We start from the raw sequence: 13,721 nt of genomic DNA on the forward strand, positions 1-13,721 counted from the left end.
ATTCCCCCAGTTCGTCTGTTATAAGTACTGGTGCAGAAATTGCTGCCAACAAAACCGCATCTCAGCAGTCTCCATATGCCCCCCGCCAGTAATTATCGATTGCCAGTGATCCGGTGCTCCAGCTGCTGCATAAGCATCGCACAGCCCCTTTTCCAGCAATTCTACGCCCTCTATAGGACACATCCGGTCATACCTTCCGGTTAAGCTCATGCGCGGCCGGGGAACGATGCGTTTCTGGATATCCAGTGTGGAGAAATGCTTCAAAAGGCCGGGAACATAGGAATAGAACCCATGATGGTCCAGTCCCCGCTTGGCAATCAAAGTGCGGGCATCCACCTGCCCGCATATATCAATCGTCACCTTGATCCGCTCGTCGATTGCAGCCAGCCACCATGCCATGAGTCCTCCCATCGACATTCCGATGGTTGCGATCCGGGAGGCATCCATGTCCTGTCTTGAACACATGTAGTCTATAAGGCGCCGGTTATCATGCAGCATCATGCCCCACAGTACCTTTCCCTCCCACAGCATCTCCTTGACCAGCTCACTTTCCGACTTCCCGCTGCGTTCATTAAAACCCCACATGTCGATGCAGCAAGCGGCATATCCCATGTCTGTCAAGGCTTTGGCGAATGAAGGATTCTGAAGATAAGCGCTGCTTCTTGTGAATTCATTCCTTCCACCTGCATAGTTACCGCCATGAGAATGATTAAAGATGACGATCGGATAGGGTCCCTCCGTCTGCATTGGAATAGCAATAGAGGCCGGGACCCGCTCAAGACCATTCAGATCAAGCAGCCGTGTCTCAAGTAAATAGCCATCCTGCTCCTCGCTCCAGAGCAGCTCCGCCGAAATGGGCCCCGTTTCCGGAAGGTCGCCCAGAAGCTTCAGCAACTTATCGCTCTGCTTGCTCATCGGTGCTGCTCACTGAGGTCTTCCTGAGAAGGCTCTACAGTAACCTGCTGCACCAAGTCTTCAGGCCGCTTCGTGCGCAGCGACCTGCACTGCTCGATCTCTACATCTTCCCCATTCTCAATATAGAATGCGGGCCCTTCATGATTCTCGATGGTTACCTGCTGGAAGCGGATGTCCCGCACATTGCCGAGATAGAAGCCCCGTCTAGCCATATCTTGAATGCCGGACATCATCGCAGGCCGCCCGGGGATTGCATGCTCGGCCATAGAGATATCAATATTCGCAAAGGTAATCTCTGAGATGTACTGCTCAGCAAGTCCGTACATAAATCCGGCGGAGGCGTGTACATTGCGGGCGGTAATATCTGCGAAGTGAATACGGCGGAAGTGCGGCGTTTCGCCTGTCACTGGATAAGGATTCTTATCCCACACATATTTATCCTTGCCGCGCGGACCGCAGAAGTAATACAGATTAAGTATGAACGGACAAATGACGTCTTCCATAACAATATTGCTGACGCGGATATCTTCCACGATTCCTCCGCGTCCGCGTCTGGATTTCAGTCTAATGCCGCGGTCGGTTTGCTTGAAGATACAGTTGCTGATTACCACATTGCGAATATCGCCGCTCATTTCGCTCCCAAGCACTACTCCGCCATGGCCGTGGACCATGGTACAGTTCGTAATTGTGATATTCTCGCAAGGAACCCGCTCCGCCGTATCCTCTGTCCCCGACTTGATCGCAATACAATCATCCCCAACATCAATGTTGCAATTGCTGATGCGAACATTCGAACAGGATTCCGGATCAATACCATCCGTATTGGGGGAGTCTGCCGGATTGTAAATCGACAGATTGTCGATCGTTACATCGTGACACCGGATCGGGTTCACCGTCCAGCTAGGAGAATGAGTCAGCGTCAAATCCTTGATCGTCACACGCCGGCATCTATCGAAGCTGATCAGCTTAGGCCTTGGATACTCCAGCTCCTCTGGACGTTTTCTCTTCAGCTCCCACCACGGAGCCCCGTTGCCGTCAAGCTTCCCGCTTCCTGTAACGGATACATTGACTAGATCTATCCCGAATATGCAGGAGGCGTAAACCTCGCGTTTTACTCCTTCCCAGCGAGATTCAACGACAGGATAATCCTTGGGGTCGGTGCTGAAGGACAGCACAGCCCCCGGGCTTAGGTGCAGCTCAATATTACTCTTCAAAATAACAGCACCCGTGCGATAGGTTCCTGACGGAATATATACGGTTCCACCTCCCGCTTCACTTGCCGCTTGAATGGCAGCTTCAATAGCCTTGGTGGACAGTTCAGAGCTGTTCTTTGCCGCACCGTAATCATCAATATTGAACCATGACAGCATCGCTAATCTCCTCCTTGATTCCATTTTTTTCGGGCCTTAAGGGTGGGACAAATGTTCATACTCGCCGCAAGCCAGCAGGAAGGCGCCGAGTCCCTTCAGATCATTGGTGATAATCGGTTCGCTGATGTAATACGCAAAGGTGCCGTCCCGGCGATCCTCGCCACCCAGTCCAGCCACCATGCAGTTTTTATTCAAATTCACCCAGCCCTGCTTCGTCAGCAGTACAAATTCGGCAATTAAGCCGGCGTAAGCGTGGTCCATAGGAGCTCTCCAGCTGTCATCCAGCAGGCCTAGCCGGATCCCTTTGGCCATAGCGTAAGTAATCATGCTGGAAGCCGATGCCTCCAGGTAATTTCCCTTATGATCCGGTTTGTTAAGGACCTGGTACCATACTCCGCTCTCTTTATCTTGGAATGCGCGCAGAGCACTCAGCGTACGCCGAAGCATATCAGCCAGGCTGCCGTAATCTTCATGTTCCTCGGGCAGCAGTTCCAATACATCTGCCAGCGCCATCACAAACCAGCCGAGCGAACGCCCCCAGAAGTTCTCGGACAATCCTGTCTCCGGATGGCACCAAGGCTGAACCCTCTGTTCATCCCAGGCATGGAACAACAGCCCAGTCTCAGCATCCCGAGTGTGCTTCTCACAGAGAATAAACTGCCGGGTTACGTCGGAGAGATCGCCATCTTGCTCGTAAGTCAGCAGGTATTCAAGATAAAACGGTGAGCCCATATATAAGCCATCCAGCCAGATCTGGTAAGGATAAATCTGCTTATGCCAGAAAGCTCCTTCAGAGGTTCGCGGATGGGTCTTAAGCTGCGACCGCAGCAAATCTGCAGCCTGCTTGTATTTGGCTTCACCCGTCTCCTTGTGCAGCGTGAACAGTAATTTCCCATTATTAATGTGGTCAATATTATATTCGTCCGCTCTATAGCCCCTAATGGTACCGTCCTGCTGAATAAAGTAATCCATATTATTGCGGATATAATTGAAATATTTAGCTTCTCCTGTCAGCTTCCAAAGCCGCTCAAAACCTTTCAGCACTACACCAAAATCATAGGACCATTTTCCGTTATAACCTCTGTGTTCAAATAACTCCGGCGTTCGCTCCATGATTGAATTCGCTGTCCGGATTGCCCAATTCGTCTCCAAGTTTATTCCTCCTTCATCAAATGAATTTTGTTCGCAATAAATCCACGCTGTATCACCAGCAAAGCAGCGCTCCAGCGAATAATCGCTCGCTTCCTCGGAAGTCAGCTGGCGGCTCCAAAGAATACGCTCCTTAGCATCCGCGCCCGGGCCGATTGAAGAGTACTCCCCATACACTACCGTTGACTGTACTGCGTCCTTGTCCCAATCATTCCAGCCTTCGGGGTGAATATGTTCACCCATCCAACAGTCCAGAAATACCGTCTTCGCGTAATCCCGCCACGGCCTGCCCAGAAAAACACTTCCTTGAGCTGCGTCACTTAGCAGACGGCAACGATGAAAGACAAAGCCAATCTGCTTATCTACCGGCGTAGCTGCTGCCGTAATGTATCCGTTGATCGGCCGCTTCTGATCCAGGCTAATGATGTCACAGCGCTCAAAAAAGGCTGTGGCCGAGCCAAAGATGAAATCGATGTCTCCAACAATCGTGCATTCCTCGAAGTAATTGCGTCCGCTGATGTTGCGGCGCTCCTCCTTGGGCTTGCCCAGATATAAGGTATCCTGCTGGGATATGAAGGAGCAGTGCTTGAACGCTGCTCTATCTGCATCTACATACACAGCCACCGCTTGACCTACATCGTCACTTGCTCCAGCCGTGTTCTCAAACCGGATGCCTTCGACTCTAATGCATTCCGCAGTAATGTACACACTGCTTGAGGCATAAGTCCCCATCGGCTGGCCGTCCGCTCTAGGTTTACGGGCATAATCATCAAACTGCACGATGACTTCTCCCCTTCCTTTGAGGAAAAGATACGGCTTATGAATATGCAGCTTCTCTTTATAAATGCCCGGTTCCACTTGAATTAGCGTCCAGCCCTCAGCACGATGTTGAATGCTGTTAACAGCTTCCTGTATCGTCTGAAAGTCACCTGTGCCTGCCCAATTCACCGTTAGAATCCGTTTTGATGATCGCATGATCGCACTCCCCGTATTTAGCGTTCTGATGACTTATCCCACCCTTTTGAGGTGGGATAAGCGGAATACTAGAGATATTATTTTTTGCTCTTCTTATAGGCTTCTTCATATTCCTTAGCGATCTGATCTCCGCCTGACTTCTTCCAGTTGTCTACCGCTTTCTTGAATCCTGCTTCATCTGTCTCGCCCATAATGAATTTGATGCTGGCATCCGTAATGATCTTTTGCAGCTCGGTGCCCTTCTCGTTAGCTGTTGCAGAATCCAGCGGAACGGTTGGGTCAAGCACAGCGTATTTGTCATTTTCTTTGACCAGCTGATTGGCCATTTCCTTCTCCGGGTTGGCATCCTTCAGAGAGAAGGCCACTTCGCTCGGTCTGGAGCTTGAGAATGGCTGAACATCTGCCTGCCACAAATCTTGGTTAATAATTTTGAAGGCACCGTTCTCATCAATTTGGTAGTGCGTGCCTTCAATACCGCCGGTCATCAGCAGGTAGACCTTCTCGTCCATCAAGTCATTCACAAATTTCAGGAGCCGCTTCAACTCAGCTTCCGATTTAACCTCCGATTTCGGGAATGCCAGCAAGCCGCCTACGCCGCTGCCCTCACTCCAGACATGATATTGACCGTCGCCTTTGGAAATTTTATTTACCGGTACAAGCTTCAGCCCTTCCTGAAGACCTTGACTCAAGTTGCGCAGGTTGTTGATGTCAATCATGCCGGTATAAATGCCCGTTTTGCCTTGGGCAAACTGCTGCTGCTGATCCGTCTTGGCCGTTACGGCAAAATCCTTAGCCAAGTAACCGTTCGTATAAAGCTTGTTCGAATATTTCAAGGTTTCTAAATACTCAGGAGTCTCAAATTCAGGAATGAACTTACCGCTCTCATCGACCTTCCAGCCATTTGGAGTACCGAAGTAAGAGCTCAGCAGTTTGAAGCTGCTGTAGCGAAGATCATTCCGATCGCCGAAGCCAACAGTGTCGTTTTTGCCATTGCCGTCCGGGTCATCTTCTGTAAACGCTCTCGCAACTTCATACAGCTCATCCAGTGTAGTAGGCACCTTCAGACCTAATTTATCCAGCCAATCCTGACGGATAACAAAGCCGGAACGAGCCATGTTCTTCTGGAAAGGCACCCCATACAAAACGCCCTCAATCGAAGCCGCCTCACGAATTTGCGGTGGTATCTTCTTCAAATTCTCGAATTCATCCAGATAAGGTCCTACATCCCAGAACAGGCCGGATTTCAAAGAACTTCTTACAGATGAGTTAGTCATCATCGTCAACGTGACGATGTCAGCCAGCTGACCCGATGCAAGTGAGGTTGTGATGCGCTCCTCCTTAGAAGCGTCGGGCACCCAGTTAAAGGTAATCTTCGACTTGGTGTACTCCTCAATTTTGCTCTTGATGACATCGGTTGGCGGTGAAGCCGTATGCAGAATATTCAGCCAGGTCAGTTCGACGGTAGAATTGAGATCATAATCCTTCGCATCGGCGCTGCTCTTCCCTTCTTTATCCCCGCCGCACCCTGCCAGCAATGTTGCCATCAACATAACCCCTGCCAGAACTCCACTTAGCGTTTTTTTCATGTAAATGCTCCTTTTTAAATTGATAAGGAATATATATCTTCTTCCTTGGTCAAGCCTCTTGTATGTTGCCTGGCCAAAGGTAGAATTCTAACTCTCAGCAAGGCGGCTTAGTAGACGCCATCCTCACCCATCTTTTTGGCCAGCCGGTTAGAGAGCATAACTAGGATCAATCCGACAACTCCCTTGAATAAACCAACTGTTGTACTGAAACTGAGCTGACCGTTCTTCAGACCTGCCGTATAAATATATGTGTCAAAAATTTCAGCCACTTCTCGGTTCAGGGAATTGAGCAGCAAATACATATGTTCGAAGCCGAGATCCAGCGTGCTGCCGATTTTCAGAATGAGAAGCGTAATAATGACTGGGCGGATTGCCGGCAAGGTAACATGCCAGATCTTCCGCATTCGGCCGGCTCCATCCATCTCTGCGGCTTCATATAATTGCGTGTCCACCACCGTGATAGCAGCCAAATAAATAATAGTAGACCAGCCAAGCTCCTTCCAAATAATCTGCAGAATATAAACCGGACGAAGCCATTCGGGTGACGTTAGAAAACTGATTTTCTGTCCACCAAGCGCAGCTATGATCTCATTAAGCACCCCGCCATCCACGGTCATGAAGACATAGGTAATAGAAACGATAATTACCCAGGACATAAAGTGCGGAATGTAGATAATCGTTTGAATCGCATTTTTAAAGAACTTATGTCTGACCTCATTAAGCATAAGTGCAAGGATAATAGGTAAAGGAAAGAAGATGACGATATTTAGCGCGAATAAAATCAACGTATTACTTAGAAGCATAAAAAAGGTAGGTTCGGTAAACAAACGAATGAAGTGTTTGAATCCTACCCAGTCGCTGCCAAGAATCCCTTGATAAGGCTGATAATCCTGGAAAGCGATAATCAGTCCGCCCATCGGCAGGTATTTAAAAACAACGAAGTAAATAAAGCCGGGCAGGATCATAAGGTACAGCAATTTGTTTTTTCGAATTCCGGCCAGAAAGTGGGACTTTCGCTTTCGCTTGATCAAGTCCACATCCAGCGCGGGGGCTGTTGAAGTTTTCACTAAGCTAACCTCCTTGTTTTCAATCCTGATATGAGCGTAAAGGATTCGGATGCATTCCGTATATAATCATTAAATGATAGCGTTTGCAAAACAGCGTGGTTACGCGGGTTCTCTGCCCCTTTGCCTTAGCTTGGGATTATCGTCCAAGCTGCTGATTATCTCCGCACCTCTAGGCTGTATTTTAAGCTCATGCTCCCTATGTTTGCCTCTAAAGGACACCTCAGAAAGTGATTATATACGTAATATCCCACCCCTGCTAAAGTTATCTGTAAACGATTACAAGGAGGAAATTCGACTATGTCGCAATCGCTACGAAAAGAGTCGCTGGGCAGCCGCATATTTACCGTTATTAATAATGCGCTGCTGGTCATCATCGCTCTAGCTTGTCTGCTGCCTTTCATTAATATCATCGCCAGCTCATTCGCAACCACAGATGAAGTAATGGCCAAGCGGTTTATTCTGTTCCCGACTACGTTCTCATTGGATGCTTACAAGTATATTTTGTCGACGCCAACGATATTTAGAGGCCTGGGCGTTTCTGTCGGCGTCACCATTGTCGGAACCGTAGTCAGTATGGCCCTGACTTCCTTAATGGCTTATGCCCTCTCCAGAAAATATTTGCAGGGCAGAAACTTCATTAACTTTATTGTAGTGTTCTCCATGCTGTTCAGCGGTGGCATGATCCCTACCTTCCTAGTGGTGAAGGGAGCCGGACTGATCGATTCCTATTGGTCTTTGATTCTGCCTGTCGCTATCAATGCGTTCAATATGATCATTATGCGGAACTTCTTTCAGGCACTACCTGAAAGTCTCGAAGAATCGGCCAAGATTGACGGGAGCACCGACTTCGGCGTTTTCTTCAAGATTATGCTTCCGCTGGCACTCCCCTCTATTGCGACTATATCGCTCTTCTACGCAGTTGCTTACTGGAACACTTATATGAATGCCATTCTGTACATTACAGACTCTGCAAAATGGCCGATTCAGGTACTGCTTCGTCAAATCGTTATCGTCTCTAGCGGCATGCAGGCCGAGACCGGTTCAGTGGAGGTTGTTCCACCGGCTCAGACCATAAAGATGGCCGTTATCGTGATTACTACTGTACCCATGCTGCTTGCCTATCCTTTTGTACAGAAGCATTTTGTTAAAGGCGCGATGCTGGGAGCCGTGAAGGGATAATGGAACGAAATAGAGCTGCTTGTTAACCGCTTGTTAAAACGGCTAAAAACAGCTCTATGATCGTAAATCTTAATCGCACAATCAGATGATTATTCCGCCTGATTAAGCTTCCTGTACGTTCCCGGCGTTACCTGTTCCTTCTTGCGGAACGAGCGAATGAAGTTCTGCGGGTTATGGTATTGCAGCCGCTCAGCAATATCCTTGATCGTCATATCTGTCTCGACAAGCCATTTCTTAGCCATTTCCAGACGATAGCTCATCAGGTAGTCACTGAAGGTGGAGCCGAACTCTTTTTTGAAAATGCTGCTTAAATAGTTGGGATTATAGTGCAGCCTGTCGCCAATCAACTCCAGAGATAAATCCTGATCGTATTCCGAACGTACAATAGCAGCAATTTTGTCAGATAAGCAGCGGAACTGCTTGCTCGTCTTCTCCTTCACACCCTTTACGAGCGGCTGAATGACTTCCTCGACCAGAATACGCTCGATCTCCTCCGGATTGCGGATATCCAGCAGACGGTGATAAAGCATAGAGTGGTCCGGAGTCAGCAGAACCTCGCCGCCGATCATCTGCTCCAGCTTGATCAGATTGTTCACAAAGCGAATGAGTGTCACTTCAAAATTCATCGGGCTGGAGCTGTGCTTCATCATAGCCCCTAGAAAGGGATACAGGGTGCGGGACACCTGCTCCTCGTCCCCTAGGCGGATGGCATCAAACAGCTGTGATTCTAGCTCTGAAGGATAGTTCAGCAGCACCCGGCCGGAGAGAACCATTTCGATATCTTCATAGAAGATAATGGACTCCTTGCCAAGGTTAAGCCGGTGGTGAAGCGCCTGCTTGCTCATCTCCCGCGCTTCCTTGGTCTCAAGCAAGCTGCCGTAAGTTCTGCTGAAGCCCACGCTGACCGACAGCTTTAAATACTCTCTGGCCGACCTGATGACCGCTTTGGCATCATCCATGAGCTGTTTGCGAACTTCCTGCTGGCTGTGGCCGTGAAACATTAGAATCGTTGCCTGGGTTCGATCATTAAGCAATATTGGAAGCATTCGGCGATCGGGAGGGATTGCCTCCTCAACCAGCTTGTTTACCGCGAGCAACAACACGTCCCTGTCCGAGGCAGACTGTTCTCCATAATTGTCCAGCTGAACCAGCATGGTCACATAAATCGTATCCTCCATCTGGTGATAGCCAAAGCGCTGCAGCGCCCGCTCCATTTCTTCTTCGGACAGACTGCCGCGGAATAAATTAAGAATGAACTGTGTTTCGAGCTGTGGCTTCTCGGCCTCAATGAGATTCTCGAGGCTTTGCTTCTCAGTCAAAATATGATCAATGGACCTTAAAATCCAATCAATTTCATTTCTTGAGGATACATTGGACGTAACCGGAAGACTTCGCTGAATCTTCTGAATAGGTCTTGTGAAAAAGACCGAGATGAAGTAGGCCACGATGACAATCAGGAAGGTAATGATCAAGGCCATGATGATTAAGCCAAAACGAGTAGTCTCCAGCGCATTTGAAATTTCCTTCGGATCGAGCAAGGTCACATAAATCCAACCATTATAGGAGGACTTTGAATAAATGGACCGAACATCCGGCAGACCGTCTTTGGCGAGGGAAGTCATCCCTGTAAGCTTGTCACTGTTAGACCATTCGGAGGCTGTCTGGAGCCGGGCACCTGCCGGCAGCCGATTCTGCGGATCAGACGAATACATCAGATCTCCATCGCTATTCAAGATATAGACTTCTGCATTCTCTTCTGTTCGCATTAGACGATCCAGCGTCTTAAGAGAAATATCTGACAAAGCAATAGCTTTCTTGTTATTGGAGAAGACCGGGAGCGTATTGACAAACCGGATGCCGTCATCTGTCTTCACCCAGAACAAGCTGTTGGTCTGGCCATTGACATAAGTTCGATTTAGTTCGGCCAGATCACTCTCCGTCAGGTGAGTGAGCCGTCCGTTAGAAATCTGCCAATTGCGGGCCAGGCTGATCAGCGTATACTGAGCGTCTTCAATTCCCAAAGTGGCGATGTAGTTCAGCTGTGTGTTCACATCTCTGTAAGCTTCATAGTTTCGCTCAGTGATCGGATTGTTAATGACCTCGCTGAAGGAGCTCGTTGTGCTGTAAGTATTGAAGGTGTATTCAACGGTTCGAATTTTCTGCTCCAGCGCATTCTTGGCTTGTGTAATAAAGCTCTGTTTACTGTTGGCCACCCTATCGACAACGGAACTCATCGTATTGAAATAAACATAGCTTCCAAAGCTGGCAACAAGTCCTATGCCCAACATAAGAATAGGAATAAAAATTTTATAAAACATGGTGCCTTTTCTCATGACAGGACTCCTTAATCCTTGAGTATGCTTATAAATACAGCGCTTACAAAAATCGACTAGATCAAATTTCAATCAGCTGCACCCCCGAAGTAATGTGAGAGTTATGAACGATCGGATAGTATACATTTCTTTGCTTAACAAGAAAAACCTTTCTTTTTTATTACATTTTATTAAACCGCCATAAAATCATGAACAAAGGAGTATGAATACTGATGACAAAGCGCCTGACAAGACAATTCATGAACGATCTTCCTGTATATCCTGAGCGGGTAATCCAATTTGGCGAAGGAAACTTTATGCGCGCCTTCGTGGATTGGCAGCTCCAGCAAATGAACAATCAAGGCCTCTTTCAAGGAAGCGCAGTATTAGTACAGCCCATTGGCCAAGGTCTGCAGGACCTGCTTGCTGAACAAGACTATCTATACACCGTGCTTCTGAATGGAATTATGGACGGGGAACCTGTCAACTCCAAGGAGATTATGACCAGCGTAAGCCGCATGATCAACCCGTACAGTAATTATGAAGCCTTCATGGCTTTAGCTCAAGATGACAATCTGGAATTCATCACATCCAATACAACCGAGGCCGGCATTACCTACCGCCCAGAAGACCGCATAGAGGATACCCCTCCGGCCAGCTTCCCGGCCAAACTGACAATCCTCCTGCACAAGCGTTATGAGCTGGGCAAGCCCGGATTTGTCATCATTCCTTGTGAACTGATAGACCGCAACGGCGAGAAGCTGCGCGAAATTATCGGAAAGTACGCCGAGGATTGGAAGCTCGGGCAGGAATTTATGGACTGGCTAGATCGTGAGAATACGTTTTGCTGCAGCCTAGTAGACCGGATTGTTCCTGGTTATCCGCGCGATAAGGCAAGCGAACTGGCTGAAGAACTGGGCTATGAAGACAAGCTAATGGTCACCGCAGAACCTTTCCTCTTCTGGGTGATCGAAGGTCCGGCAGAGATTTCAGAACGCCTTCCGCTTGCTCAGGCCGGACTGAATGTCGTAGTTACGGATGACATGACTCCTTATAGAGAGCGCAAAGTTCATCTGCTTAACGGTCCCCATACCGCTATGGTTCCGTTAGCCATGATGGCTGGACTTAAGACGGTAGAAGATGTGATGAACGATGAAGTGTTCTCCCAGTTCGTCCAAGAGCTGATTGAGGAAGAACTGATCCCGATGCTCGATTTGCCGAGAAGCGAGCTGCAATCCTATGCCTCCGCCGTCCTTGAGCGTTTTCGGAATCCGTTCATCCGCCATGAGCTGGCCTCTATTTCATTGAATAGCATCTCCAAGTTCAAAACCCGACTGCTGCCGATTCTACAGCGATATCAATCCGAGAACGGCAAGCTGCCGGCACGGATTGTTCTGTCCTTCGCCTCCCTTCTCCTCAGCTATCGCGGGGATCAGGTGCAGCGTCAGGACAATCCTGAAGTGATTGCTCTCTTCGATAAGGCTTGGAGCGAGCCTGCTCGTTTTGTAGGCAGTATCCTTCAAGAGGCCAGCCTGTGGGGCGAGGATTTAAATCAAATACCGGATTTGGCGGACCAAATCACCCGCAGTATTCAGCAGCTTGAAGATCAAGGCAGCCGCAGTGTTGTCTCCCAATTAACTTCCCTAAGAGGTGAAGAATAATGAAACAACTGAAAAAAATGAATCCTCGGGATAACGTAGCTGTAGCGCTTCGCCCCATCGCAGCCGGAGAAACCCTTGAGCTGGACGGCATTACTGTTACTGCCGCTGAAGACATTACCCAAGGTCACAAAATTGCATTAACGGATCTGGCTCCAGGGCAGCTGGTTACGAAGTACGGGTATCCCATCGGCCATACTACAGCTGCGATCTCCCAGGGTGCATGGGTTCATACCCATAATATTCGCACCAATCTTGCCGGCGAGGAAGAATACGAATATAAACCTGAGCTGCACCCAGTGACTTACCCTAAGCGGAACTTAACCTTCAACGGATACCGCAGGAAAAACGGCAAGGCCGGCATTCGCAATGATTTGTACATCATTCCCACCGTAGGCTGCGTTAATGGTATTGCTGAACAAATGCTGGCCGAATTTCGGCAGCTTCATCCGGACCTTGGCACCTTCGACAATGTTACTGTACTCAAGCACCCTTATGGGTGCTCACAGCTTGGAGACGATCACCGGATGACCCGCAGCATCCTGCTGGATGCCGTAACCCACCCCAATGCAGGAGGAGTTCTCGTCTTCGGGCTCGGCTGCGAGAATAATATTGTCTCGGAATTCCGCAGCAGCCTAGGCGAATACGACCAAGAACGCGTTAAATTTCTGGTTGCCCAGGAAGTCGGAGATGAGGTTGAGGCGGGCCTAGCCCTGCTGGAAGATTTATACGAAGCCGCGAAGAACGACAAGCGGGAACCGATTCCTTTGAGCGAATTGAATGTGGGGCTGAAATGCGGCGGTTCGGATGGCTTCTCAGGCATTACGGCAAATCCGCTGCTAGGCGCCTTCTCTGACTTCCTCATCTCTCAAGGCGGCACCACGGTGCTCACAGAAGTCCCCGAAATGTTCGGGGCGGAAAGAATGCTAATGGCACGGGCAGAAAGCCAGGAGGTCTACGAGCAAATCGTCTCGCTCATCAATGACTTCAAACACTACTTTCTCTCGTATGGAGAGCCGGTCTACGAGAATCCGTCGCCAGGCAACAAAGCGGGCGGGATTAGCACCCTGGAAGACAAATCGCTAGGCTGTACGCAAAAAGCGGGCTCGGCGCCTGTTGTGGATGTCCTGAAGTATAGTGAGAAGCTCCGCAAGAAAGGGCTCAGCCTGCTGGAAGCGCCGGGAAATGACCTCGTGGCTTCCTCAGCTCTCGCGGCGGCGGATTGTCAGCTGGTTCTGTTCACTACAGGACGGGGAACTCCATTTGGAAGCTTCGTCCCGACCGTTAAGGTAGCTACGAACAATGAGCTATTTTCTAAGAAGGGACATTGGATGGACTTTAATGCCGGCCCTTTGCTGGAGAAGCCTATGCAAGAGGTGCTGGAAGATTTCATCAGCTTTGTAATTGAGGTAGCAAGCGGGCGGCAAACCCGGAATGAAGAGAATGAAGTTCGGGAGCTCGCCATCTTCAAAACAGGTGTCACTTTGTAAAAGACCTTTTATTTATTTCA

General features: G+C 49.0%; 9 protein-coding genes and 1 pseudogene. 3 read left to right on the forward strand and 7 right to left on the reverse strand.

All coding sequences use genetic code 11. The features are described 5' to 3' along the window. Positions 1-18: 18 nt before the first annotated feature. From DCC85_RS15575 to DCC85_RS15595, 6 genes and pseudogenes are all read right to left on the reverse strand, one after another. The gene (locus DCC85_RS15575; RefSeq protein WP_108466425.1) at positions 19-915 is read right to left on the reverse strand and encodes a dienelactone hydrolase family protein; all 897 of its coding nucleotides are present in this window, start codon (positions 913-915) and stop codon (positions 19-21) included. Continuing rightward, positions 912-2,285 carry a glycoside hydrolase family 28 protein gene (locus DCC85_RS15580; RefSeq protein WP_442789497.1) on the reverse strand — a complete coding sequence of 458 codons (1,374 nt, stop codon included), beginning with the start codon at positions 2,283-2,285 and terminating at the stop codon, positions 912-914. The genes DCC85_RS15575 and DCC85_RS15580 overlap by 4 nt, the downstream gene beginning before the upstream one ends. A gap of 36 nt (positions 2,286-2,321) precedes the next feature. After that, a complete protein-coding gene (locus DCC85_RS23435; protein ID WP_325048423.1) occupies positions 2,322-3,437 on the reverse strand; it encodes a glycoside hydrolase family 88/105 protein in 1,116 nt (371 codons plus the stop codon). A gap of 72 nt (positions 3,438-3,509) precedes the next feature. Next, positions 3,510-4,409, reverse strand: a pseudogene (locus tag DCC85_RS23440) (pectinesterase family protein); the annotation flags it as partial. 77 nt (positions 4,410-4,486) lie between these two features. Continuing rightward, on the reverse strand, positions 4,487-5,995 hold the full coding sequence (locus DCC85_RS15590; RefSeq protein WP_108466427.1) for an extracellular solute-binding protein: 1,509 nt from the start codon (positions 5,993-5,995) through the stop codon (positions 4,487-4,489). Positions 5,996-6,102: 107 nt separating this feature from the next. Beyond that, positions 6,103-6,960, reverse strand: coding sequence for an ABC transporter permease (locus DCC85_RS15595; protein ID WP_108467909.1), 858 nt, complete (start codon positions 6,958-6,960; stop codon positions 6,103-6,105). Between the two features lie 399 nt (positions 6,961-7,359). On the opposite strand from DCC85_RS15595, the gene DCC85_RS15600 reads away from it, so the two are divergent. Further along, positions 7,360-8,241 carry a carbohydrate ABC transporter permease gene (locus tag DCC85_RS15600; protein WP_108466428.1) on the forward strand — a complete coding sequence of 294 codons (882 nt, stop codon included), beginning with the start codon at positions 7,360-7,362 and terminating at the stop codon, positions 8,239-8,241. Positions 8,242-8,330: 89 nt separating this feature from the next. Here the strand turns inward: DCC85_RS15600 and DCC85_RS15605 are convergent, their stop codons facing one another. Beyond that, entirely contained in the window at positions 8,331-10,574 is a 2,244-nt protein-coding gene (locus tag DCC85_RS15605) for an AraC family transcriptional regulator (RefSeq protein ID WP_108466429.1), read from the reverse strand. A 212-nt stretch (positions 10,575-10,786) separates the two neighbouring features. Between DCC85_RS15605 and DCC85_RS15610 the strand changes: the two genes are divergently transcribed. Both DCC85_RS15610 and DCC85_RS15615 read left to right on the forward strand, forming a co-directional pair. Further along, positions 10,787-12,214, forward strand: a complete 1,428-nt coding sequence (locus DCC85_RS15610) for a tagaturonate reductase (protein WP_108466430.1) — start codon at positions 10,787-10,789, stop codon at positions 12,212-12,214. After that, positions 12,214-13,701: a UxaA family hydrolase gene (locus DCC85_RS15615; RefSeq protein ID WP_108466431.1), complete on the forward strand. Its 1,488-nt coding sequence runs from the start codon at positions 12,214-12,216 to the stop codon at positions 13,699-13,701. Before DCC85_RS15610 ends, DCC85_RS15615 begins: the two co-directional genes overlap by 1 nt. Positions 13,702-13,721 lie beyond the last annotated feature (20 nt).

Source organism: Paenibacillus sp. CAA11 (assembly GCF_003060825.1).
Taxonomy (GTDB): Bacteria; Bacillota; Bacilli; order Paenibacillales; family Paenibacillaceae; genus Fontibacillus.